Consider the following 24,396-nt stretch of genomic DNA (forward strand, 5'->3'; position numbering starts at 1 on the left):
TAATTTTGATACTGAGAAAATTATCTTTACCTATCAATCTTACCCAACTAGGAAAATTTAATATGAAATCTAAATCTGACATGATGCCTTATATCCGCTTACTAATCGCGCTATCGATTTCTTACGTTGTCATGGCTATCATCATGCTTTCGCGGGTTAATGTGTGGAGCAATGTGTTTCTCAGTCTTAACCAGATATATATGGCAGGACTCATGGTAGCGCCGATGTCGATCATCATGCTCACGGTGATGGGATCGATGATGTATCAAAATAAGCGGTTAAATATCGTGCTTCTTGTCGTGGGAACCGCGTTGATAGGGCTATTCTGGATGCTTGTCCGAACGCAAGCAGGAGTAGGAAATCAGCAGTTCTTGCGTTCGATGATTCCACATCATGCTGCGGCAATTCTCGTGTGCGAGCAGGCTTCTATCACAGACCAACGCATCCAGCAGCTGTGCGAGGAGATTGTTGCCACACAGGAGCAGGAGATACGAGTGATGAAAGCCCTAATGCAGTGAGAGCTTTCGCCAGTAAATTATGTCTACTAAAGTTAAAGTGATATTGTTGCGAAAGACAAAATTGAGCTAGAAATAATCAATGATTCCCATTGTGTGGATTGTGCTTCGCGCGATCTTTGGTGCTGTAATTGGTTGCTACCATTTCACTAAATGAAAACTACAAATCATTTCTCCTCTGCTTTTTTGCTGCCTATTCGTATTAACCTTAAAGTAAAGTAGTAGCATACTGTACGCGTGTAATATAACGATCCTTTTGGCGATCGCCCGCACAACACATTCAAAGACTTGCAACTGAGCCACCGTCTACCCGCCAGTTAGCACCGAGTACAAAGCTTGACCGTTCGGAACACAAGAAAGCAATGACATCTGCTACTTCTTCAGGTTGTCCGCGTCTTTTCAGTTCGAGGTGAGGGCGGTTCTCTTCTAGAAACTTGGCGATCGCCTCATCAAAACTCACACCCATTTGACTCGATTGCTTTTCCATCATGGCATCAGTCATGGGAGTGGCGATAAAGGCAGGGGAAACTGTATTCACTAGTATGCCATCCTTGGTATAAGCTTTAGATAAGGCTTTGGCAAGGTTCAGGACTGCTGCCTTGCACGCGCAGTAAGGCATTTCTTCTGGGTAAGGCTGTATAGCATCTTCAGAGCTAATCAAGATAACTCGTCCCCACCCTGCTGAGCGCATTGCCGGGATAAAAGCACGACAGGTACGCACAGCTGCCATCAAGTCTACATCAATTGTCTTGTACCACTGCTCATCGCTTAGTTCGAGGAAATCCCCAGTTGCACCTGTAATACCTGCTGCATGAACGAGGATGTGAACTGTGCCAAAGCGATTGAGAATCTGACGCTGAGCGTTCTCTACTTCTTCCAACTTAGTCAAGTCAGCGTGGACTGCAAAGGCTTCTCCGTGTTTTTTAATCTCCTCTACCGCCTGCTGAAGCGTTTCTAAAGTTCTGTCGATTATTGCTACTTTTGCACCCTCGCGGGCGAGCAGTTTAGCTGTTGCCTTACCAATACCAGAATCTCCACCAGTGATGACAGCAATTTTACCGTTAAGACCGAGATCCATATGCAAATATTTCCTTTACAATTTACAAAGTATTAATCACGAGTCATTTTAACTGTTCGTAACTGACATAAATTTATATAGAAGAATCCTTAAAAACTACTGTTTTGCTGCGTGAAGCTGTTGTTGCTGGTAGCTCAATATGAGTCAATTCACAAGTAGGATGTCGTAATGACATTCATATCTGCTCCTTCCAACAGTAAAAGTAATAAAAATACTCCGGCTGTCATGAGCAGAATGTAAGACATTATAGTTAGCGTTCCGGCTCAGATCAATTTATCTTCGGATGCCAATTCAATTTATATTGTTTTGTTGACTTCTTACTTCAATCCTCAGAGAGATGTTTTTTAAGAACATTTTACTTCTTGCTAAAAACATTTTTGATTAGCCTGTTATTACAATCTAAAAGCAAGATTCCACAAAAGTAAAACATATCTTTATAAGCTATGATGAATACAACAATTTTCTGCGATCGCTTTTAAGTTAAAGTTCTTCCTCCACGACTTTTCCACTATCTCTCTCTATTTTCGAGCTATAGCAATTCAATTTGGCAATAGTTAAGTTTGAGAATTTTGGAGAGAAAAGATGACTCTTTACAAACTTGATGAGTATTATCCTGACTATCAAAACGACATTTTTGACGGTGATGATATCAAAAGCTTTGATGTGTATGCACAGGATGATAAAGTTGGTTCTGTAAAGAATATCATGGTCGATGAAGACGGAAATTTTCGTTATTTCATTGTTGATACAGGTTTTTGGGTGTTTGGTAAGAATGTGTTTCTTCCAGTGGGCATGGCTAACATAGATTATGACGACAAAAGAGTATATGCCCCGCAATTAACCAAACAGCAGGTAGAAGATTTACCAGAATTCAGTGAAGATTTAGCGCTCGACAATGACTACGAAGAGCGTGTTAGAGGAATTTATCGTCCTTACATGACGATGCCCATTCCCAGTGCAGCGATTGGTGCTACTACCTATACGTATGCTCACGAGCCTTACTTCTACAATCTGCAAGACCGCAATCTGACAACTTATCAAGAACGGCTAAGAGAAAGAGGTCGTTATAGACGCGACATCCTTTAATTTGACAATAATTTGTGCTGCCGCAGGTAAAACTGCGGCGTAGCATCAATTCATACTTATTCTTTGTCCCAACCAGCCGGTCGCGATCGCCTAAGCAGATACGAATGAAGCAATACTTACACCCTATGGACTTAAAATGGATTTAGGTAAGTTCTTATCATTAAACTTTAGGCTCGTTAAGTTTCGGTGGTTTTTAGGCTCGCTCATCTAGCTTTATCAAGAGCCGCTGTAAAACTCTGTTCCTTATAACGTTTTTGCAACACAATGCAAGGGAGACAATTAAACCAAAGCCTTATAAAAACCGATGACACAACCCAAGTTGCCCATCAACAAAATCAAAAAAACAGTAGAACAAGTAGTTGCCAGCCCCATTGTCGAGCTATTAGCAAGATTGGGCTATACCGCAAAAGGATTAGTATATTTTGTCGTCGGCTTTTTAGCGGCGCAGGCAGCATTCGGCATTCGTGATAAACCCACGGATACTAGTGGAGCGCTTTTAGCAATAGTTTCCCAGCCTTTGGGGAAATTTTTACTGGGTATTCTAAGTGTTGGTATCGTTGGGTATGTTCTCTGGCGCTTAGTACAAGCTATTTTTGACCCTGAACACTTAGGTCAACCAATGAGCGCAAAGCGAGTTATCAAGCGTCTTAGTTATGCTGTCCGCGCCTTGGCTTATGCAGGTTTAGCACTGACAGCAGTGCAACTCATTCTCAATGTGGATGATATCAATCGTAATTTGATTGAGGATCGGACAGCGCGATTGCTAGCTCAACCCTTTGGACAGTGGTTGGTGGGATTGGCTGGGTTCATTGTAATTAGTGTGGGCTTTTATTACCTTTATGAGGCGTACAAAGGTAAGTTCCAACGCAAGTTCAAACTGCATGAAATGACTTCCATCGAGCACATTTGGGCAACGTGTATCGGTAGATTTGGGATTGCTTCTCGTGGCGTTGTCTTTTGTATGATTGGCGTTTTCTTAATTCAGGCAGCACGTTTATCGAAAGCTAGTAAAGCTAGAGGCTTGGGTGAAGTACTAGCAATTCTGGCGCAACAGCCCTTTGGCTCTTTGATATTGGGTGTGGCGGCGAGTGGTCTAATTGCCTATGGCGTCCATTCAACACTCGAGGCTCGTTATCGAGAAGTTGCTAACTCCAACACTTTGAAATAGATTGCTATATGCTTTTACTGTCTTTGGTTACTTAACAGCAGCGATCGCTACATTTTTCATCGGTCGCGATGCTGATGATGACAAAGCTGAAATTGCTGGGGCTAAATCTATAGCAGCACCACACGCTGAAGTTTAAGCTTTACGTCACGAAATTCAGGCGCTATCTCGCCAGTCAGAATCGTAAATATTTCAAATCTTGTTATAAGCAATATTATAATGAAGCATCAAGGCCGATTTAGCAAAACAAGAAAATTATACTTAAGCAAAATTAAAAAGATTTGCAAATAAAGTTATTGAGTTACTAAGTTGCTGCGACTAGCTAGATTGCACAACTTATTTTTGAAATTCTTACTTGAATCTCCCCGACTTTTCCACAATCTACAGCTAACTTCAAATAAAGACAGTTAAATCTACTTAACTGTAGTTCATAACTCATCTCTTAATTCAACCAATTGCTGGCGTTGTACGTCGTAGTTACGGTTTAGAAAAGCTTTTCAGCAGGAGCTAAATTGTAAATGCGATCGCGCAACGCCCTTTACTATTCAAAAACAATATAATGCTGAGCTATCAATTCATTTTTTACTACGATTACACTGAACAAACTGCCTGCTGCAACCTTTGTATTTGAAGTTTTGCTATCAATTCCATTGTTCACAATTCGAGTCGTTTAGTAGCGTAGGTAAATCAGATTAGCTCTGATGTGGTTTTCTCTAGACTTACGTTTTTACTTGTTTAGGACGACACAAAATTACAGCGCTAGCAGGCTGCTTTATAATTCTACAGAGCAGACTTTTCACATTAACAATGTCTAAAAATATACCTTTTACATTTAAGTATTACTATACCAAAGCTGTGAAAATAGGACGGTCAGGTTCATGATTTTAGGTGTTTCTCTACTTCACATTGAGAATAGCATTAGTATTACAAAAAAATTCACAGTATTAATCCGCTTCCTTCGTCTAGTTAAAAATATATTTTGGCTTTAAATCGATCAACCTTGCTGCTGGCTATTTCTCGCACTCTCAAAGTTAGACCTTAAAAGTGGTTTTTCCTATCAATACCTCATTAAAATAAGCATCATTTTACCAGTAAAAATACGAGTTTAGTCTGTATGAAGTTACACTAATTTAGGTGAGAGGATCGCCAAGTCAAACTTTAAAATGCAAATTTTAAGCATTAGGATCAACAGCTATGAATATTCAGGCAGCAATAACAGCAGCATGGAATAAAATTGGAGGAATGATTGACAGCTTTATCATCATGCTGCCAAACATCGTCTTGGCACTCGTTGTTTTTATCCTATTTTTCTTTGCTGCTCGCTGGTTGAAGTTATTGGTAAAACGCTTCACGCGCAGGCATCGGCAAGCACGAAACTTAGGGATGGTACTAGGGCGATTAGCTCAGGGAACTGTCATTCTCCTGGGGTTATTTGTCGCGCTATCAATTATTGTTCCAACATTTAGAGCCGGAGATTTAGTACAGCTATTAGGTATTAGTGGTGTAGCAATTGGTTTCGCTTTCCGCGACATTCTGCAAAACTTTCTAGCTGGAATTCTGATTCTTTTGACTGAACCATTCAAAATCGAGGATCAAATCGTCTTCAAAAACTTTGAAGGAACGGTGGAAAACATTGAGACACGTGCTACGACAATTAGAACCTACGACGGTCGCCGGATTGTCATTCCTAACTCCGAACTATTTACGAATTCGGTGACTGTTAATACTGCTTATGATGCTCGCCGAATCGAATACGATGTCGGTATCGGCTACGGTGATGATGTTGACGAAGCAAAGCGGTTGATGCTAGAAGCAATTCATAGCGTAGATGATGTTTTGAGAGATCCGGCTGCCGATGTCCTCGTACTAGAACTAGCTGAAAGTAGCGTTAATATCCGCGCTCGCTGGTGGATTAAACCGCCAAGGCGCATAGATGATCTCAATTCACGCGACAAGGTAATTTCTGCCATCAAGCAAAAGCTAGTCGAAAATGGTATCGATTTGCCTTATCCCACACGCCAAATCCTATTCCACGACCAAACCGAAGAGACAGATGGCGATCGCCATCGTCAGCGTGAAGGGTGGCCCGCTGGTAATAAAGAAGTACCAAAACCACGTAGTATCAGCGGTTCTCTCAAGCGGTTAGCCGAAATTCGAGCCTCAAAAAACGGTAATAGCAGCAACCAAAATCTAACTGCGGACGATGGCAAATGAAAAACGTCAAAATCGCTAAACTTTGGGACTCGCTGCAATCGAGTTACTTGTTCTTGCCAGGAGTTATTGTGGTAATCGCGATCGCCTTGGCTTTTACAATATTGACGCTTGACCGAGCAGGATATTATGGTCCTCTAGAAAAGTGGGGCTGGATGTACACAGGCGGGGCAGATGGAGCCAGAGCGGTACTTTCAGCCATTGCTGGTTCTGTAATTACTGTTGCGGGTACTGCCTTCTCAATTACAATAGTAGCTCTGCAACTAGCTGCTTCTAATTTTGGTCCGCGCTTGCTGCGTAATTTTATGCAGGACATTGGTAATCAAGTTGTCCTGGGGACATTTATTGGTACATTTATTTACTGCTTGCTTGTTCTGCGGACGGTCAGGGGAGAAGGAGATGGTTACACCTTCTTTGTGCCGCAGATGTCGGTGACAGTCGCCTTAGTACTCGCGATCGCGAGCATCAGTTTGCTGATCTATTTTATTCATCATGCTTCCACTATCATTCAAGCGTCGCACGTAATTTCAGACGTTAGTGCAGATCTCGAAAGTGCTGTAGATCGATTATTTCCCGAAAAAATTGGACAGGGCTTGTCTCAAGTTGGGCAGCGAGTGGCAGAAATTCCCACAAATTTTGATGTAGATGCCTACCCGATCAAAGCAAATCGTAGCGGTTATTTACAAGCGATTGACGATGACAAGCTCATGCAGATTGCCTCTGAAAAAGAGTTGCTAGTGCGGTTAGAATTTCGACCAGGCAAGTTCGTCGTTCAGGGCAGCGAGTTAGTCATGGTCTATCCTGGGGAACAGGTCAACCAAAAACTCATCAAAGAGCTTCGAGATGTCTTTATTTTCGGTAAAGAACGCACCGAGCAACAGGATGTAGAGTTTCCGATTCATCAACTAGTTGAAATTGCGCTACGTGCGATTTCTCCCGCCGTTAACGATCCATTTACTGCGATTAGGTGTATTGACCGATTGAGTGCAGGACTGTCACGCCTTGCCCAACGCGATTTCCCCTCTCCCTACCGTTACGATGGCAAAGACAACCTGCGCGTCATTGCCCAACCAGTGACGTTTGCAGGGCTAACTGATGCTGCCTTTAACCAAATTCGACAGTATAGTACCTCGGATGTTGCTGTCACTATTCGTTTACTAGAAGCGATCGCAACCATTGCTCTTCATACCAAAAATCCCAGAAATCGTGCAGCACTGCGTCGTCATGCCGAAATGATTAAGCATGATAGCTTCAATGACGTTTCCCAAGAATTAGATAAAAAAGATATTGAAAAGCGATATCAAGCAGTAATGAAAGTTCTTTAGACGGCGAGGAGCGATCGCTTGATGGCAACCCATTAATTTGAGTATTGCTACATCCGGTTTATCCAAAACCAACGATAGCCATATGCTTCTAGAGGAATAGAACCAGATCCATTGCTTAGGGGTTCGTACTGGCGATCGCCAAATAGATCAATCAAACGTTTGTCATCCTGCAATTTAAGCGTTACACTACACGCTCTGTCTGCTAAATTATGCAACACAACCACTGCTCGTTGCGACTTGCAGCAGTGGGCGAAGACACATGGTTCGTCCTGTTGCTAAAATCTGCCACAAACCTGTGCCTAACTCTTGACATGGCTTGCGGGTACGAATGAGGCGCTCCATCCAATTGATTAATGAGTTGGGATCGCGCTGCTCAGTAGCGACATTCACTCGCTGATACCCGTATTCTCCTTCTGCAATCACCGATCGCACAAGAGCATCAGCAGGAGCATTAGAGAAACCACCGTTGGGTGCATCGCTCCATTGCATCGGCGTACGGACGCTATTTCTACCAGGTAGCGATAAGTCTTCACCCATGCCAATCTCTTCACCGTAGCGCAGTAAAGGCGTACCAGGTAAGTTAAACATCAAACTGTAGACTAATTCTATCCGACGGCGTTCGCCATTCATCATCGGTGGTAAGCGACGGCGAATCCCATGCCCATAAATCCGCATATTTTCATCAGGAGCAAAAGCTTGAAAAACTTCTTCTTGTTGAGTTTGACTAAGGCGATCGAGTGCTAATTCGTCATGGTGACGCACAAAGTTAAGCCACTGGCAAATACCAGGTAGATCGGGAAGAGTTTTCAGCCCGTCTTGTAACGTGAGTTCTGGATAACAAAAGGGGAGGGGAGTACGCTGAAACTAACCAAGTTGATCAGCCCCTCGCCCGATGTTTAGCTCAGAAGAACTATTTTGCTCAGTCGATGACTTCTGCCAACGCTTTGAACCGATGTGGCAACAGCAATTGCTCACCAGCGGCTTGCAGGAGCGTGGTCGTGAGCGCAGCCGGTGCTTGAGTGAAATCATGACGATGGGGAATTGGGTTTCACCAAGGGCACGATCGCACCTTCAAGCACTATTATTTGGAGCAGGTGTGCGTGTACTGGCGAAAAGCGTTTCCAAAACTTGTGAGCTACAGCCGCTTTGTCAGTTGGATGCGCTCGGCATTGCTGCCGCTGTGTGCTTACCTCTAGCATAGATGTGGCAAGTGTAGCGGCATCAGCTTTCGCGACTCGACTAGCTTGAAGGTATGCCACAACCGTCGCCTTCATCAGCATCGTGTCTTTCAAGACCTCGCAGCACGCGGCAGAACCTCGGTTGATTGGTTTTACGGCTTCAAGTTACATCTGGTGGTCAATTTTGACCAGGGCGAACTGCTCAATGTGATGCTTACTTCCGGTAACACCGACGACCGTAAGCCCGTGCCCGAGCTACTCAAAGCCCTGTTTAGCAACGTCTTTGCCGACCGAGGCTATGTGTCGCAAGCGTTGTTTGAGCAATTGCTGAGCAATTGCGGCATCGAGTTATTTGCCAAGCCCAAGCGCAATCGTGTTGCCTCGCTAGATGCGGCTGGGTGACAAACTGCTAGCTCGTCAGCGTGCCATCATTGAATCGATTATCGACCAACTCAAGAACATCTCCCAGATTGAACATTCCAGACAGCGCAGCCCCGTCAATTTCTGCGTTAATGTTCTGTGCCGCTTGATTGCTTAGTGCCACCAACCTCAGAAGCCCTCCCTCAACCTGAATGACCTTTTAGTCTAATTGTCTTATCCGAAACTCACGTTATTTAGCTGCTGTCCAGGAAACTCAATTGCATTATGAATAGTATCTTGATAAATGAAAGCCCGTGTCATAATTTGGTAACGAAGTTTTTGGATAAATACTGTTGCGGTTTATGGCAAAGATTCGCAAGCAACTCCATCTTTGTCTCGGTCAAGTCCGTAAGGATCTCCAGGTGTAGAATCGAGTATTCTTTGCGCCTCAGCTTGCGTTGTAAAATCGCTGCAATTGTAATTGCGATCGCTTTGAGTAGGGCGCGATCGCGCTCCAGTTGTCTCTGATGCAGGTGGAGTAGCTGTGTTTGTACCGCGTCTAAACTCTGCTGGCAGTATGGGATTAGTTTGATTCCAAAACCCAATTCTGCGACTTTTAGCACTTGCCTCAGCATTAAGGAGCCTTTCTCTTAGCTCTGGACAGGCATCGAGGTACTCGCGATAAACAACTGCTTGTCCTTCTTGCACCAAAGCCAGGTTGATTGATAGATTATTTCTATAAACCTTAGCAACAGCGCGACCATAGCGATCTGTGTCTGCTATTCGTAATTTTGTTTTGAACTAGGCTTCTCTGGTTCAGGTATGTATTCTATAAGGTCGCCTGGTGTAATAGGAATTCCTTCACGACTCAAACTGTTTAGAGCTTTACAAAGTTTATCCAATGTTTCTTCAGTTAGTCGAGGCATATTTCTTTTACGGAGATTAGAAACTGTAGTAGGACTAACCTCCATTTCCTCCGCCAGCTGTTTGGCTCGAATATCATGCCTAGCCATTACCTCGTTTAAGCGCCATCTAATCAACGTTTGAGCCACCGAACTCTTCGCTACGACTCTACTACAAGTTGCAATCTTCATGATCTAAAGTTTAACATTTGCCTATATGATTTTAAATTAAAAAAATCAAGCTCAAAGTCTTTTTATTTTAATTTATGCTTGTATTAATTAGAGCATGGGTTAGTAGGAAAGAGACAATCCCTACCCAAACGGAATCTAGAATCTCAAAATGATTTCAGCGCAGTACCTCAAAAACCAAATAATCCCCTCTGTATCCCGAAACTAGCGTGGCAGGTGAATCACCGTAGAACGAGGAGCTAGGACGGAGGTTTCAAAAATGACTGAACAAAAGCCCCAGCAGCGACTAACTGACTAGGGCGAACACAAAATAATACTAATGGTATTGTAACAATGTCATACGTAAAATCCAAACACTAGAAGCACATGGTATTCCTTGCACCGAGTATCGCTACGAACCGGAGCTAGAGTATGAGCAACAAATTGAGTTAGGTGATACGCAATATATCACTTCTGTAAAAGATCAACACAAGCGTAGAAATCGATACATCGTAATGTTAACAAATCGCTTCACAGGAAAAGACCAAAGAGTAGATTTGGTAATGCAAGAATCTGGATTTGTTGCAATGATTTCTGAGATTAGAAAACATTTTGGGTATGCTTGGGAAGTGTTCAGTTGGACAGACTGTGATGCTCCATTTTAGTCAGTAGTTACTAATTTTATAAAGATGCTTGTGGTGTATTACTACAGGCATCCTACTCCAGCTAAAACAAGTAAAACAGTGGTGTGTCAATAAATAAGAACTACAGTTAATTTCTCCCTCTCCTCTGCTTCCTCTGCTACCCATTTGTAGCAAATTTAAAGTGAAATGGTATCACACAGACAGTTGCAACAGCACATTGCGCAGGAGCCTGAGGTGGTGTTTGATGCCAAGCCGAGTGACTACACCTGGTGTGAGCACGCTGGCATCAGGTTGAAGAAGACACAAAAGCGTCTACCCAAGGCAGACCGCCAATTGGTTGAGAAAAAAACTGGCGATTAGCACCTGGTTGGAGGCTGAGCGCGATCAAATTCACTCCGGCTGATTGGTTGTGCTGTTCGAGGATGAGTGTCATCGGTTGTGCGGGGACGTTGGTGGCGATGTGTGCGGAAAAACAGATGAACAAATTGAGCAAAAGCTCACCAACCAACCGCTCCATCGTTCCCAGCCGGTGAAGCCGTATCTAGAGTCACTCCATCAACGATTGGATGACTCTGAGTGGAAGATTACTTGTATTCGGTTTGCTGCGCATCAGCCCAAGCAGAATCCGATTGAAGCTCTTTGCTTACAGCACAAGCGTTTCCTTCGAGAGTACTATCACTTGTGTAAATCATGCGATGTGGTTTAGTTTCTCTTTGAGTTTGTCACGCCTTGTCACGTCTTTTCTTTCCTCAAGCTTTTTACCTATTGCTGTTTCTCACCACTCCTTTTGGATTGCTATGGCTGTAACGAAGAATGGGCGCATTAAAGTAAAAATTTGTACGTTCTTAGCATGGTTAATTTAACCCAAAGGGACGATCGCAGAAATTTTATAATAAGTAGAGTAGCCAGGTGAAATCATGTGTGGAAGATATACCTTGAGTCAATCTGCCGAAGCGATCGCCACAGCGTTTGGGCTAGATGCATCACCAGCGATGGAACCCAGATATAACATTGCACCTACCCAATCAGTACCTGTAGTAGTGTATTCTTCTGAAAAGCAACGCCAGTTGCAGCTGATGCGTTGGGGCTTGATTCCCTCATGGGCAAAAGATCCTAACATCGGATCGCGCCTAATTAATGCCCGTTCAGAAACCGTCAGCGAGAAACCCTCATTTCGCGCTGCGTTTCGTCACCGACGTTGTTTAGTCATTGCTGATGGATTTTATGAATGGCAACGTCAAGAACGTAAAAAACAGCCGTACTACTTTCAGCTTCAGGATAAACAACCGTTTGGTTTCGCTGGTTTGTGGGAACATTGGCAATCTTCAGATGGAGAAGAAATCAATACTTGCACTATTCTGACAACAGAAGCTAACGAACTTATGCGTCCGATTCACGATCGGATGCCAGTCATTTTAAACCCTCAAGACTACGCTCTTTGGTTAAATCCCGCTGCACAGCCAACTGAATTACAGGATTTGTTACACCCATACTCATCACAAGCAATGAACTCTTATCCAGTGAGTACCTTAGTCAACAAACCGACAAACAATAGTCCAGCGTGCATTAATAGTTTATAGTCTATAGCTGATGCAATAGTATAGGCTAAAGATGTTCTTCAACTAAAGTCCACTGTAGCGAACTTTGTTTGTCTAGCAGTAAATTCATTCGCGATCGCATTCTGAGTAGTCAAATTTATTGAATCTTCTCACAAAAAGAATTGAATATTATTGCGCTTATCCTCAGTTTTAAATGAAGCATTAAAAATATATTTCTGAGTGAAATTACCTGACTCAGTATAATTACATAAATCAAAAAAATCCGTAAAAACACGCTGGAAGTCTCCAGAATTTATATTTATTTTGATTTAGAACACAAAGCTGTAAAGTTTGAGTAAAGCAGCAACCGAATTAAGTAAAGTCTTGATGAGCAAAGATGAGTTCATTAATCTTGAATTCTCATTTTTGTGTAGGACTGTTTTGTCTAAAAAAAGCTAAATTTCATGAGATTTAGCACTTGAAGTATGAATGCATAGCTCACTTACAGAAGTGAGTTGTTGAACTCTACTGAAAATTTAGCATGAAAGGTAAAAGACATTTGGCTTCTGCGAGAAGAAATCACTCTTTCCTAAATATTTTATTAGGAATGCTAGTAATTGGGGGAATAGGTGTAACCGAGATTACTCGTAAGGCTATTGCTGCTCCACCACCAAGTATTAGAGTAGTGGGTAATAAATTCCAAGATTCTCAAGGTAAGACTGTTGTATTGCGTGGAGTTAGTCTTACAGATGCAGAACATATTAGTAAGAATTTTGGCTATAAATTTATTATCGATTTACTCACCGATCCGAGTAAAAATTGGCATACCAAAATTGTTCGTGTTCCGATTCATCCTCATACTTGGTTAGAAAACGAAGCTTTTTCTCAAACGAAGGCAGATCGCCACTTCAATCAGTACTTAAAGCCTTTGGTAGACTATGCAACCTCAAAAGGACTGTACGTCATCATCGATTGGCATTACGTACAAGATCCACGTAGCAAGCAAAGTCAAACACTTGCCTTCTGGAAGTACATGGCACCTAAGTTTAGCTCCTATAGCAATGTTCTCTATGAGATATTCAATGAAAACTCTAGCAATGCTAGTAGTGGGATGACTTGGAGTACTTGGAAAAATCTGGCGCAACCGTGGATTAATACAATTCGATCTGCTAGCGCACCAAATATTATTTTAATCTGCGGTCCTCAATACTGCCAACATATGCGTGAGGCTGCTGAGGCACCGTTTTACGATCCTATGTTTCCTAATTCACCAAATTTAGCTTATGTTGCACACATTTACCCTAGCTTTTATGGGCGTCAAGGAAGTTCACAACGACAAAAATATGAGTACGAAATCGGTTACTTAGCGCAGCGTTACCCAGTTGTCGTAACTGAGTGGGGGTGGGATGAAGATATGTCAGGTACGGAAGTTTATGGAAATCAAAATAGTTATGGAAATGAATTAAAGAAATTTATTGATGATTATGGTTTAAGTTGGACGAGTTGGGTAGCAAGCAATAATCCTTGGTATCCACAGTTATTTGATCGTAACTGGAATCCGCGCAATGGTCCTCGATATCATGGAAGCTTTACACGCGATTGGTTATCCGAAAAGCGTAACAGCAACCCATCACAAGCCAAACCATCAACATTAAGCTTCCCACTCCGAATTGCAGCAGGAAGCAATACAGAGTTTATTGCATCTGATGGTAGTAAATGGGTTCCAGATCAAGGTTTTTTAAATGGTTTAACTGTGGAGCGTGGTGACGTTCCTATTGCTAATACATCCAATGCTAGAATTTACCAAACTGAACGGTATGGTCTGACAGGTTATACATTTGCAATTCCTAACGGTAACTACCTTGTTAAACTACATTTTGCAGAAACTTATAATGGTATTTCAGCAAAAGGTCAACGCGTATTTGATGTGGCAGTAGAAGAGGCAAAACTGGCAAATGTTGATGTATACTCAGAAGCCAATGGGAGAAATATTGCGCTGGTCAAAACCATTAATGTTACTGTAAAAGACGGTCAATTAGATATCAAATTTACGCCCCGCGTTCAGCTACCCATGATTAATGCTTTAGAAGTCATACCGACAAAATGAATCTTTAGGTGTTTTCGTTGGTTTGTTGCATATAACTTAATAACCAGTTCGCAACTGTTGCGCGGCGAGTTTGTCGAGGTCCAAATTCGCCAATTTTATAACCAGAAAAACCGATTTCTTTTAAAAGCTGTTTATTTTCTGGAGGAATTGAACGAGTTAGCTTAACTGTCGCGGGACGACTCTCGATGAAGTTTGGTGGTTGTGGATACTCATTGCGCCACTCGTCTACAACTTTTGTGTTATCCCATGTATCTGTCGCATCATCGTAACGATAACCTAAATAGTGCCATACCAATCGATTAACGGTCGCATCGTCAATTGTATCGTTGATAATTGCCCAAATTGTGTCTATATTTAGTGGTAACAATTGAGGAGTATTCATAAGTTTTCATTATTTGAGGAAATTTTTTTTTGAAACTAAGGACATGAATTATTTAAAGGCTTGACAGCAAGCTACGCCAAAATTTTGTGCAACTTATCATGTGAAGTTTGATTAACGCTTCTCATCAATATCTACCTCTGTTGGAAGAGATCGTAGATAAAAAAATTATGACAAACTGATGACAAAAGCAAGCGCTTCAACTCCGCTTCTAGGAGAAGAATTATGGGAATAGACGATTTTCTAAGAAATATTCCAGGATTCCCACGAGGAAGATCTGAAGATGACGATCGCAGATACCGCGATGACGATGACGATCGCCGCCGTAACCGATACCGCGACGATGACGATGATGACGATGACGATCGCCGTTACCGATACCGCGATCGCGATGATGATGACGATGATGATGACGACCGTCGTAACCGATACCGCGATCGCGACGATGACGATGATGACGATTGAATTGAATTAAGTTGTGGCACCAAGAAACACATCGCCTTTGTCTCAATTTGTTTAAGATAGACAAAGGCGAATTTATTATGTCGTCATATCACTGGTAACAATTCAAGCTGATGTTAGATTCATCACTACCCCTAGCGCAAATCCAAGTTCATGTTTTAGTTTCTGGTAGAGTGCAAGGAGTTGGCTATCGCATGGCAACTTACGATGTCGCTCAAGCGTTAGGGCTAAATGGCTGGGTACGCAATCTCGCGGATGGTCGCGTCGAAGCTGTTTTTGAAGGAAGTAAAGATGTAGTAGAAGAGATGGTGCGATGGTGTCGCCAAGGAAGTCGGGCTGCTGTCGTCGAAGATGTCGCTGTTGAGTACAAAGAATCAGAGGGGTTTTCTGACTTTAGTATCCGTCGTTAAGTATTATTTACTAATTTTATTGATAGTAATTTTTTATTTAAACTTTATAAAAAAACTTAATAATGCGTGCTTCTGTGTAGAATTGAGCAATGAAAATATTAGATTTGACAAATGCGATCGCGTCTTGAGTCCTACAAATACTGCCAAAAATTTCCTGCTAAAATGAAGTTTTTTGGATTAAGATAAGTAATGTTTTTACGTAAATTCAGAACTTAATATTGAGTACATTTTTGAACAAATAAAAAATTCTATCTTATGCACAACAAACTATTCAACACGCATATTCAAGATTCACACATCTTAATGACTCCGAAGGAAGTAAAAGCAAAACTCCCACTTACACATTCGGCAGAGAAGACGGTTTTGCGCGCCAGGAAAGAAATAGAGGCGATTTTAGAAGGTTACGACAATCGCAAATTCATCGTGGTGGGACCTTGCTCGATCCATGATGTTAAAGCAGCTAAAGAGTATGCTGAAAAGCTCAAAAAACTTGCCGATCAAGTCAAAGATAAACTCCTACTCATCATGCGAGTCTACTTTGAAAAGCCCCGCACAAACGTTGGCTGGAAAGGTTTAATCAACGATCCAGACATGAATGATTCGTTTCACATCGAAAAGGGCTTGTTAATAGCACGAAAACTACTCATTCATTTAGCTGAACTAGGTTTACCCGCAGCAACCGAAGCCTTAGACCCGATTGTACCGCAGTATATTAGTGAATTAATTGCTTGGTCTGCGATCGGCGCGCGCACAACCGAATCACAAACGCATCGAGAAATGGCAAGCGGCTTGTCTATGCCTGTTGGTTTCAAAAATGGCACTGATGGCGGTATCGAAGTTGCCTTAAATGCCTTAAAGTCGGCGGAAGTTCCGCACCATTTTCTAGGTATTAACCACAACGGGCAAGTTAGTGTATTTAAAACCAAAGGAAACACTCACGGGCATATTATTCTTAGAGGTGGCGGTGGTAAGCCGAATTACGACCCTGAGAGTATTAAAGCCGCTGAAGAAAAACTAAAAGCAGCAAATTTACCAGCGAAAATCGTGATTGATTGCAGTCATGGAAACTCAAATAAAGATTATAAGTTACAGGCTACAGTGTTTAACAACGTCGTTCAGCAAATTGTTGAGGGTAATACTGCGATTGTTGGCATGATGCTAGAATCGAATTTGTATGAAGGCGGACAATCGATTCCAAGCAATTTAGCAGATTTGAAATATGGTGTTTCAGTAACAGATAAGTGTATTAGCTGGGAAGAAACGGAAGGAATTATTAGCGATGCTTACGAAAAACTCAAGTAGTACTGTAGTCACAATCTTAAGTTAATTACGATTGGTCTTGGTAAGAGGTAATGGGTAATTGGTCATTATCTGATTTAGATGATTGGTACAGAGAGAAAGGAGGAATGCTTTTGAATATACCAGCGATTAAGTGCGATCGCCTGTAGTGACTTTTTTTAGCAAGCATCCTCCTATGACTGGTTTGTGTTCACTTGAAAAGCACGCTTTTATAGGTTAAACCACGATATCTGAGTTCGCATATTTGTATTTCAAGAGTAGTACGCCGCTGTTTGCGATAGGTAATACCTCGATATTTGGCGGTTATACTAGTATTGCTATTTACACGGACAGCAGAAGTTTCGTACTTCAAACCACGATAGGATAAAGTCATAATTTTCACCTTTGATTGAGTCGTTAAAGCAGTGAGTTGGTAAATCATTTGCAGTTTGCCGTTGTCGTAAGTTTGTTATCGAGAATTTATCCACAGCAGTTCTTGCGCAGTGCGTGTACCTGCGGCTTGTAAAGAACGAGATATGTGCGGTGCTTGTGTATAGATAGTTATGCTGGCGATCGCTAAAATCAATAAAACAATCAACAACAGTGGCTGATTATTTGGTGTTTCTTGAACTGACTTGGCAAAGCATTTTTCTAGAAACTGTCGCGGATTGCTACTAGCTGAGTGCGTCAGTAAATTAGCAGCATCAAACGAACGATGAGGCATTTTATATGTCTCCTATAACGTGGGTAGTCATGCGAATTACAACAGTTCGCTATTGCTTATAGCGCCCATCTCTCATTCAGTGACTACAACCCAACTTGCTTTTATTTCGGCTAAGATGCGTGAAAAAAGCTCAAAATCTGCAATTTAGTGATTGATTTGTGCTTTAATCGTCTACGATCATTTAGGTTTACAGTAATACGCAGGCATACTTAAGCTAAAATTCTCTTTACGAAAGAATTAATATTATGCAAGATATAGAAATAGATAATTATTAAATTTGGGCGATCGCGCCATTTCTGCGTTCATCACCAGCACCTGAAATGACACCTTCAGATGTTTCCATTACAGTATGCACGCCACCAAAGAACATATTTTTGGTATTCCATAAAATCAATTGAGCGTCATCATTGTCGATTGCTTTAATAACTGAATCATTAAATCCTGGTTCTATATTAAAAACATTATTTTCCCAATGAACGCGAGGACTACTGACTGCTTGTTCTACGGGCATTTTAAAATCAATAATATTAGAAATTACTTGTAAAATTGCTGTTCTAATTCGATTTGCGCCTCCTGAACCAAGGACAAGTTCAGGTTGATTATCTTTAAGTACGATTGTTGGTGCCATCATCGAAGAAATTCGCACATTTTCCTGCCATTGATGAAATCCTTGTGGGTTTAAATCTTCTTCTCCGAGGATATTATTCATCATGATTCCTGTGCCAGGAATAATATAAGAAGAACCTTCGCCATGTGTCGTCGTTACACTAGCTGCATTACCTTCGGCATCAACGACACTAATATGCGTCGTGCTTCCCCACTTGTGCGCACGCTCAGTTAATTGTTTTTCGTATTGGGTAATATGTTCTGATAAGAACTTTTCAGCAACATCTTGCTCGTAAATATTTGTATTATATCCATCTTTTCTTGCTTCATTTGTCAGTCGCATGACTTCGGCTAAAATTTGCAGATGACGCGACGTACCAAAGCCGACAGTTTCTAAATCAATATTTGATAGAAGTTCTAAAGCAAATGCTATTAAGAGTCCACCGGAACTAGGAGGCGGATTGGTTAAAAAAGTATTACCGCGATAATTAACGTTTAAAGGCGTTCTTTCGATAACCTGATAATTTTTGAGATCGTCTAATGTTAAATATCCACCATATTCTTGACAATCATTCACTAATTGACGTGCAATTTCCCCTTGATAAAATTCTTGGCATCCTGTTACTGTTAGATACGATAAAGTTTCTGCAAAATCATGTATAAATATTTTTTCGCCAAGCTGAAGGATTTCTCCATTTGGTGCATATATTTGTTTCCCTGCGGGAGAGGAAACCATAATTTGTTTAAGAATATTTAAGCAGTAGTGTTGAAAGCTACCGACTTCTACACCTGTTTTTGCATAGTGAATTGCAGGTTCGGCGATCGCTTTAAAAGGCAATCTCCCTAGTTTTTTTTGAATGTGAAAAATTCCGGCGAGATTACCAGGTACAGCCATTGCACCCAGCCCAATATGGAATTCTTGCGCAGCATCGCCATAAACAACTTCAATCGGATAAAAGTCGAGTTCGCGAATATGTCTTTTTTGTCGCGGTGTTTGCGAGAAAAAATCAAATAAAATATTTTCGTTCTGATTTGTATGCGCTAGCAGAAAGCCACTGCCACCTGCGGAAGTCAGTGCCGATTCAGTAACGAAAGATGCTAACATAGCTGCGGTTGCAGCATCAAAGGCATTACCACCACTACGAAACATTTCAATACCAGCTTCGGCAGTTTTATGATGTCCAGCGGCGATCGTGCCGTGCGTTATTTTAGTCATGGGCGACAACTAAGACAGCTGCGCCATTAATTTTGCCACTACGTAGCGCATCGAGTGCATCGTTTGCCTCATTTAAAGGAAAAACATTAACTTCAGTATGGATGGGAACTTGCGGTGCTAGAGTTAAGAACTCTTCGCCATCAAGACGCGTGAGATTAGCAACCGATCGCACAACTCGTTCTTCCCACAAAATGTGATAAGGAAACGAAGGAATATCACTCATATGAATTCCAGCACAAACAACGACACCCCCTTTCGCAACCGCACGCAGTGCAGCAGGGACTAAAGCACCAATTGGCGCAAAGATAATTGCCGCATCTAAAGGTTCAGGTGGTAATTCTGCTGAACCACCAGCCCACACCGCACCAAGCTGACGCGCAAATTCTTGTCCTGCAATATCTCCCTCGCGAGTAAAAGCATAAACTTCTCGTCCTTGATGGCGTGCGAGTTGAATCAGAATATGTGCAGCAGCACCAAAGCCGTAAAAACCTAACTTGTGAGCATCACCTGTCATGCGATAAGCGCGATAACCAATCAATCCTGCACACAATAAAGGCGCTGCTTGTAAATCTGGGTAGTCCGCAGGAATCGGAAAACAAAACCTAGCGTCAGCAACGGTGTATTCAGCATAACCACCATCGATTTGATAGCCAGTGAACTGCGCATAATCACAAAGATTTTCTTTCCCACTCAAACAATAGCGGCAATGATCGCACGTATACCCTAACCAAGGAACACCAACGCGATCTCCTACTTTAAATTGCGGTACTACTTCTTCTCCGACTGCTTCAATAATTCCTACTATTTGATGTCCAGGAACTAAGGGTAGTTTCGCTTGTGTGAGTTCTCCGTCAACAATGTGTAGATCTGTGCGACAAATCCCGCAGGCGCGAACGCGAATTAAGACTTGCTGCGGATTGGGTGTAGGAATTGGTAAGTTAGCAACACGCAGGGGTTTTCCTGGTGTCTCTAGAATCATTGCCCGCATGGTCGTTGTGTTTGAGAGGGAAAATTTAGGACAATTGATTTTGGACAAACTTATGTAATCTATCCATACCTTTTTCTATTGATGCCATATCAGTAGCATACGAGAGACGAATATGATCGTCCGCACCGAAAGCGATACCAGGAACTGCTGCAACTTGTTGAGTTTCTAGGAGGCTGTCGCAGAATTCTAACGAACTTAAGCCAGTTTTACTGATATTGACGAATAAATAGAATGCACCATTTGGCGGCGCACAGCTAACTCCAGGTATATCACGAATTCGCTCTAGCATCACTTGTCGTCGTTCGGCAAAGGCTAAGCGCATTTGTTCAACACAATCTTGTGAATCTTCAAACGCCGCGATCGCACCATACTGCGCAAACGTACACACATTAGACGTACTGTGACCTTGAATCGTACTAACTGCTTTAATTAACTCAACTGCACCTGCTAAATAACCCAGTCGCCAGCCAGTCATCGAGTATGCTTTAGCAAAGCCACTACTGACGATCGTTCGTGCAAAAATGTCCTTACCGAGTGAGCCAATACTAACGTGCTTGGCATCGTCGTAAATAATCTTTTCGTAAATTTCGTCCGAGACAACTAAAATATCTTGTTCGACGATAACTTCTGCAAGCGCTTGAATTTCGGTTGGTGTATAAACAACTCCCGTAGGATTACACGGCGAATTGAAGATAAATAGCTTCGTATTCGCGGTAATCGCTGAACGTAATTGCGCTGGTGTAATCTTGTATTCCGTAGCCGCATCCGTCTGGACAATGACGGGCTTTCCCCCAGCTAGCTTGACCATTTCAGGATAACTGAGCCAGTAAGGCGCAGGTATAATTACTTCATCACCTGGCTCAATCAATGCCAGCATTAAGTTAAATAAACTGTGTTTACCGCCATTGGTCACAATGACATTTTCGGCGTTGTAGTCGAGGTGATTCTCATTTTGTAGCTTGCGGGCGATCGCTTGGCGTAATTTTGGTTCTCCAGCAGCGGGACCATACTTTGTTTTACCTTCATCTAAGGCTTTTTGAGCAGCGGCTTTGATGTGTGCGGGAGTATCAAAATCCGGTTCTCCTGCGCTAAAACTACAAACATCGATTCCGTCTAGCTTCATTGCTTTGGCTTTGGCGGCGATCGCCAGTGTTAAAGACGGAGTTACCTCACCTACTCGTGCTGCCAACTTCATGCTCACTATCTTCGGCAAAACTCTAATTTATCTAGGATATCTTAGAGTCTTACTCCTGATTTGTATTTTTCATTGCTTACTTATTCTTGAGATCGCTCGGAACGTAAGTTTTGATTGCTTGTCATAGTAGCAACTAAAACCATACTCTTAGGACATTTAACCGTGTTTTTGGGTTGTGATATTTTGACTGCATCTTGCAGACGACTTTAAATAAATTTCATGGCTTTTATTCAAGGAACTTCTAAGAACGATACCCTGACTGGCACTTTACTAGCAGATACAATCTACGGTCTTGCTGGTAATGACAAAATCTACGGTTATGCGGGTAACGATCTGCTTCGAGGGGGTAGTGGTCAAGATACTTTATTTGGAGGTAGTGGCAATGATACGCTCTATGGTGGTAGTGGTGATGACCGACTTGTTGGTGGTAGTGGGATAGATACAGCAAGTTATAACCAGGCGACTCAGGGAATCATTGCAAATCTTAAACAAGGAATTGTTGTCACGCTAAAATTTGCTTCCTCAGGTCAGCCCAAAATCATGCCGTTGGGTGACTCTATCACTAAGGGAGAACACCGCGTTGACCCTACTCCTGGAACTTACCGAATTCAACTGTGGAACAATGTATCGGCGGATGGTTTGAAAATCGACTTTGTAGGTTCGCAGTTTAATGGATCTCAAAGCCTTGATGACAAAAACCACGAAGGACACGGGGGTTGGACAATTGATGAAATCACCAATCTAGTCGATAGAGGAATTCTCAAAACCTACAAACCTGATATTGTGCTACTGATGATCGGCACAAATGATGCTTTGGGCGGTAGTAGTTTGAGAGAAATGTACAACGACTTAAGCTATCTAATTGACCGTATTACTCTGCAATCAGCCAATACTCAGATACTTGTATCCTCCATTGCGCCCATTGATGCTAGTGTTCGCGGTGAAACTGCTGCCAACCTTGCCAAAGATTTTAATACACTTCTCCCTGGCTTAGTAGACCGCAAAGTTGCACAAGGCAAGAATGTGAGCTTTGTCAACGCGGGAGGTAATCTTAAGCTGAATGACTTAACTTCGGATGGTATTCATCCACGTCGTCAAGGCTACGATAAATTAGGAAATGCTTGGTATGATGCACTCGTTGACCGCGATACTCTCACTGGAATAGAAAATGTGACGGGGTCGCGATTTGCTGATAAGTTAATCGGCAATGGTGCTGCTAATGTTCTGCAAGGGAATGCGGGTAATGATACACTTATCGGCGGTTTTGGCAATGATACATTGATTGGTGGTTCTGGGTACGATCGCTTTGTATTTAATTCGCCTGCTGAAGGTATTGATATTATTAGAGACTTTAATCCTGACTTCGACACGATCGCCGTTTCTCAATCAGGTTTTGGCGGTGGGTTGTCGCTGGGTGCGATTACAGGTAAAGAATATAGAGTAGCAGCATCTGCACAAGATACCAGCGATCGCTTCGTTTACAACCGCAATAACGGTAATTTGTTCTTTGACGTTGATGGAACTGGTAACGCAAACGCAATTCAAATTGCTAAACTTATTGGCGAACCAGATCTTACACGTAATAACATTATAGTCATCTAGACGTGAAATTAGCTCTTTAGTTGCGCTACTAAATCAATTTTACTGTTCCTCAATTCTGTCGCAGTAGGCATTTGATTTAAACGCATTAACTCAGAAATTGCTGCCATTTCGGTATCGCGCTGACTTCTAGCCGCAGCTAAAACTCGATCGTCTTTAACATAAAAAACAATAAATTCTCGCTCTTGCAAGCTACCATCAAAAATAATTTCATCCCAGTCAGTAGCGTGTCCGACATAGCGCAAAGGAAACTGAAATTGCATTGTCCAAAAAACGGGTACACCTGCGAATTTTACCGCTTTTCCTGCCATGTTGTAAGCTGCAATGCGACCGTGTTGGGCTGCTAATCGCTAGTGTTCTACGCGAGTGAGTTCACCCGTACGCCAGTCAGGATAACGTGCAATATCTCCCGCTGCATACAAATCATCAGCCGCACAAAGATATTCATCAACAATGACACTGCGATCTTTCTCGTGTAACTCCACGCCTTCAAGAAATTCCGTTGCTAGCTGTACGCCAACACCGACAACAACTAAATCTGTAGTCAGGCGATCGCCATTCTCTAAAATCACAGCTTCTACTTTACCGTTACCCTCAAACTTCTGCGCTTTTGTGCCAAAAAGGAATTTCACGCCTTGTTCTTCATGTACCTGCTGAAACAACTTTCCAATTTCTTGACCCAGAATTTTTTCAAACGGCACTGAACTCGGCGAAACAACAGTCACTTGCAAACCTTTTTGTGCCAAACCCGCAGCCGCTTCCATACCAATAAAACTTGAACCAATCACAACGGCACGCGATGCGTTTTCTGCGGATGCGAGAATCTTCTCTACATCAGCAAAACTGCGTAAGGTAAAGATATTTTCTAAATCTGCACCTTCTACATCTAACTGACGTGGTTTACCACCAGTAGCCAACAACAACGAGTCATAAGTCATTGTCTCATCATCCGCAAAGGTGATAATTTTGGTAGTTGCATCGATGCGTGTGACGCGCTTATTCAACAAGACTTCGATATCATGCGCATCCTAGAATTGCTGCGATCGCAACGGCATTTCATCGCGAGAAACTTTGCCATTAAAATAGTCTTTACTCAACCAAGTACGGTCATACGGTAACTTATCCTCATACGTCAGCATAACGATACGCCCTGCAAAACCTGTTTGTCGCAGTGCTTCTACCGCTGCACTTCCCGCCGCACCCGCACTCAACACAACAAACGTACGTTGGTCTACGTCTGGTTTATACTCAACCATTGCCAA

27 protein-coding genes and 1 pseudogene are annotated in these 24,396 nt (G+C 42.3%); 13 read left to right on the forward strand and 15 right to left on the reverse strand.

What is annotated here, in order from left to right; all coding sequences use genetic code 11:
* Positions 1-5 precede the first annotated feature (5 nt).
* The gene (locus tag GLO7428_RS10515; RefSeq protein ID WP_196797490.1) at positions 6-518 is read left to right on the forward strand and encodes a DUF305 domain-containing protein; all 513 of its coding nucleotides are present in this window, start codon (positions 6-8) and stop codon (positions 516-518) included.
* A 277-nt stretch (positions 519-795) separates the two neighbouring features.
* Here the strand turns inward: GLO7428_RS10515 and GLO7428_RS10520 are convergent, their stop codons facing one another.
* Positions 796-1,593 carry an SDR family NAD(P)-dependent oxidoreductase gene (locus tag GLO7428_RS10520; RefSeq protein ID WP_015188532.1) on the reverse strand — a complete coding sequence of 266 codons (798 nt, stop codon included), beginning with the start codon at positions 1,591-1,593 and terminating at the stop codon, positions 796-798.
* 582 nt (positions 1,594-2,175) lie between these two features.
* Here GLO7428_RS10520 and GLO7428_RS10525 point away from each other — a divergent pair.
* The 5 genes from GLO7428_RS10525 to GLO7428_RS10540 all read left to right on the forward strand — a co-directional run bounded on the left by GLO7428_RS10525 (position 2,176) and on the right by GLO7428_RS10540 (position 7,380).
* Positions 2,176-2,679, forward strand: a complete 504-nt coding sequence (locus GLO7428_RS10525; RefSeq protein ID WP_015188534.1) for a PRC-barrel domain-containing protein — start codon at positions 2,176-2,178, stop codon at positions 2,677-2,679.
* 304 nt (positions 2,680-2,983) lie between these two features.
* Positions 2,984-3,847, forward strand: coding sequence for a DUF1206 domain-containing protein (locus GLO7428_RS10530; RefSeq protein WP_015188535.1), 864 nt, complete (start codon positions 2,984-2,986; stop codon positions 3,845-3,847).
* A gap of 1 nt (position 3,848) precedes the next feature.
* Entirely contained in the window at positions 3,849-3,983 is a 135-nt protein-coding gene (locus tag GLO7428_RS29455; RefSeq protein ID WP_255348373.1) for a hypothetical protein, read from the forward strand.
* A gap of 1,055 nt (positions 3,984-5,038) precedes the next feature.
* Positions 5,039-6,058 (forward strand): mechanosensitive ion channel family protein, encoded by a 1,020-nt coding sequence (locus GLO7428_RS10535; protein WP_015188536.1) that lies wholly within the window; start codon positions 5,039-5,041, stop codon positions 6,056-6,058.
* Positions 6,055-7,380 carry a DUF2254 domain-containing protein gene (locus GLO7428_RS10540; RefSeq protein WP_015188537.1) on the forward strand — a complete coding sequence of 442 codons (1,326 nt, stop codon included), beginning with the start codon at positions 6,055-6,057 and terminating at the stop codon, positions 7,378-7,380. Before GLO7428_RS10535 ends, GLO7428_RS10540 begins: the two co-directional genes overlap by 4 nt.
* A gap of 47 nt (positions 7,381-7,427) precedes the next feature.
* On the opposite strand, the gene GLO7428_RS28430 is transcribed toward GLO7428_RS10540, so the two are convergent.
* Positions 7,428-7,598 (reverse strand): hypothetical protein, encoded by a 171-nt coding sequence (locus tag GLO7428_RS28430; RefSeq protein ID WP_196797491.1) that lies wholly within the window; start codon positions 7,596-7,598, stop codon positions 7,428-7,430.
* Positions 7,588-8,142, reverse strand: a complete 555-nt coding sequence (locus GLO7428_RS10545; RefSeq protein ID WP_051038419.1) for a hypothetical protein — start codon at positions 8,140-8,142, stop codon at positions 7,588-7,590. Before GLO7428_RS10545 ends, GLO7428_RS28430 begins: the two co-directional genes overlap by 11 nt.
* Positions 8,143-8,272: 130 nt before the next feature.
* Between GLO7428_RS10545 and GLO7428_RS10550 the strand changes: the two are divergent.
* A pseudogene (locus GLO7428_RS10550) lies at positions 8,273-9,096 on the forward strand (IS982 family transposase).
* 182 nt (positions 9,097-9,278) lie between these two features.
* Here GLO7428_RS10550 and GLO7428_RS10555 read toward each other — a convergent pair.
* From GLO7428_RS10555 to GLO7428_RS28435, 3 genes are all read right to left on the reverse strand, one after another.
* Complete coding sequence (locus GLO7428_RS10555; RefSeq protein ID WP_071882365.1) at positions 9,279-9,701, reverse strand: thermonuclease family protein; 423 nt, start codon at positions 9,699-9,701, stop codon at positions 9,279-9,281.
* Positions 9,698-10,012 carry a helix-turn-helix transcriptional regulator gene (locus GLO7428_RS10560; protein ID WP_015188538.1) on the reverse strand — a complete coding sequence of 105 codons (315 nt, stop codon included), beginning with the start codon at positions 10,010-10,012 and terminating at the stop codon, positions 9,698-9,700. The genes GLO7428_RS10555 and GLO7428_RS10560 overlap by 4 nt, the downstream gene beginning before the upstream one ends.
* Before the next feature lie 906 nt (positions 10,013-10,918).
* Entirely contained in the window at positions 10,919-11,149 is a 231-nt protein-coding gene (locus tag GLO7428_RS28435) for a hypothetical protein (RefSeq protein WP_041918595.1), read from the reverse strand.
* Positions 11,150-11,549: 400 nt separating this feature from the next.
* Between GLO7428_RS28435 and GLO7428_RS10570 the strand changes: the two genes are divergently transcribed.
* Together GLO7428_RS10570 and GLO7428_RS10575 are read left to right on the forward strand one after the other, a co-directional pair.
* Positions 11,550-12,212, forward strand: a complete 663-nt coding sequence (locus GLO7428_RS10570; RefSeq protein WP_015188540.1) for an SOS response-associated peptidase — start codon at positions 11,550-11,552, stop codon at positions 12,210-12,212.
* A gap of 499 nt (positions 12,213-12,711) precedes the next feature.
* Positions 12,712-14,277 carry a cellulase family glycosylhydrolase gene (locus tag GLO7428_RS10575; RefSeq protein WP_015188541.1) on the forward strand — a complete coding sequence of 522 codons (1,566 nt, stop codon included), beginning with the start codon at positions 12,712-12,714 and terminating at the stop codon, positions 14,275-14,277.
* A 4-nt stretch (positions 14,278-14,281) separates the two neighbouring features.
* Here the strand turns inward: GLO7428_RS10575 and GLO7428_RS10580 are convergent, their stop codons facing one another.
* Entirely contained in the window at positions 14,282-14,659 is a 378-nt protein-coding gene (locus GLO7428_RS10580; protein ID WP_015188542.1) for a DUF1823 family protein, read from the reverse strand.
* Between the two features lie 222 nt (positions 14,660-14,881).
* Here GLO7428_RS10580 and GLO7428_RS10585 point away from each other — a divergent pair, with 222 nt between their 5' ends.
* From GLO7428_RS10585 to GLO7428_RS10595, 3 genes are all read left to right on the forward strand, one after another.
* Positions 14,882-15,121 carry a hypothetical protein gene (locus GLO7428_RS10585; RefSeq protein WP_015188543.1) on the forward strand — a complete coding sequence of 80 codons (240 nt, stop codon included), beginning with the start codon at positions 14,882-14,884 and terminating at the stop codon, positions 15,119-15,121.
* A gap of 110 nt (positions 15,122-15,231) precedes the next feature.
* Positions 15,232-15,528: an acylphosphatase gene (locus GLO7428_RS10590; protein ID WP_015188544.1), complete on the forward strand. Its 297-nt coding sequence runs from the start codon at positions 15,232-15,234 to the stop codon at positions 15,526-15,528.
* Between the two features lie 255 nt (positions 15,529-15,783).
* A complete protein-coding gene (locus tag GLO7428_RS10595; protein ID WP_015188545.1) occupies positions 15,784-16,830 on the forward strand; it encodes a 3-deoxy-7-phosphoheptulonate synthase in 1,047 nt (348 codons plus the stop codon).
* Positions 16,831-17,017: 187 nt separating this feature from the next.
* Here GLO7428_RS10595 and GLO7428_RS29720 read toward each other — a convergent pair whose 3' ends face one another.
* The 5 genes from GLO7428_RS29720 to GLO7428_RS10615 form a co-directional block, all read right to left on the reverse strand.
* The gene (locus GLO7428_RS29720) at positions 17,018-17,248 is read right to left on the reverse strand and encodes a DUF4278 domain-containing protein (protein ID WP_015188546.1); all 231 of its coding nucleotides are present in this window, start codon (positions 17,246-17,248) and stop codon (positions 17,018-17,020) included.
* Positions 17,249-17,275: 27 nt separating this feature from the next.
* Complete coding sequence (locus tag GLO7428_RS10600; protein ID WP_015188547.1) at positions 17,276-17,530, reverse strand: hypothetical protein; 255 nt, start codon at positions 17,528-17,530, stop codon at positions 17,276-17,278.
* A 271-nt stretch (positions 17,531-17,801) separates the two neighbouring features.
* Positions 17,802-19,352 (reverse strand): gamma-glutamyltransferase, encoded by a 1,551-nt coding sequence (ggt, locus tag GLO7428_RS10605; protein ID WP_015188548.1) that lies wholly within the window; start codon positions 19,350-19,352, stop codon positions 17,802-17,804.
* The gene (locus GLO7428_RS10610) at positions 19,345-20,340 is read right to left on the reverse strand and encodes a zinc-dependent alcohol dehydrogenase family protein (RefSeq protein ID WP_015188549.1); all 996 of its coding nucleotides are present in this window, start codon (positions 20,338-20,340) and stop codon (positions 19,345-19,347) included. The genes ggt and GLO7428_RS10610 overlap by 8 nt, the downstream gene beginning before the upstream one ends.
* Before the next feature lie 25 nt (positions 20,341-20,365).
* A complete protein-coding gene (locus GLO7428_RS10615) occupies positions 20,366-21,535 on the reverse strand; it encodes a pyridoxal phosphate-dependent aminotransferase (protein ID WP_015188550.1) in 1,170 nt (389 codons plus the stop codon).
* A 219-nt stretch (positions 21,536-21,754) separates the two neighbouring features.
* On the opposite strand from GLO7428_RS10615, the gene GLO7428_RS26005 reads away from it, so the two are divergent.
* A complete protein-coding gene (locus GLO7428_RS26005) occupies positions 21,755-23,137 on the forward strand; it encodes a GDSL-type esterase/lipase family protein (RefSeq protein ID WP_015188551.1) in 1,383 nt (460 codons plus the stop codon).
* An 8-nt stretch (positions 23,138-23,145) separates the two neighbouring features.
* On the opposite strand, the gene GLO7428_RS28440 is transcribed toward GLO7428_RS26005, so the two are convergent.
* From GLO7428_RS28440 to GLO7428_RS28450, 3 genes are read right to left on the reverse strand one after another with little or no spacing between them, the layout of a single operon-like run.
* A complete protein-coding gene (locus GLO7428_RS28440; protein WP_196797494.1) occupies positions 23,146-23,445 on the reverse strand; it encodes an oxidoreductase C-terminal domain-containing protein in 300 nt (99 codons plus the stop codon).
* Between the two features lie 39 nt (positions 23,446-23,484).
* Complete coding sequence (locus tag GLO7428_RS28445) at positions 23,485-24,150, reverse strand: NAD(P)/FAD-dependent oxidoreductase (protein WP_304412753.1); 666 nt, start codon at positions 24,148-24,150, stop codon at positions 23,485-23,487.
* 12 nt (positions 24,151-24,162) lie between these two features.
* Entirely contained in the window at positions 24,163-24,390 is a 228-nt protein-coding gene (locus GLO7428_RS28450; RefSeq protein ID WP_196797496.1) for a hypothetical protein, read from the reverse strand.
* Between the last annotated feature and the right edge of the window lie 6 nt (positions 24,391-24,396).

It is taken from the genome of Gloeocapsa sp. PCC 7428, assembly GCF_000317555.1.
Lineage (GTDB): Bacteria > Cyanobacteriota > Cyanobacteriia > Cyanobacteriales > Chroococcidiopsidaceae > Chroogloeocystis.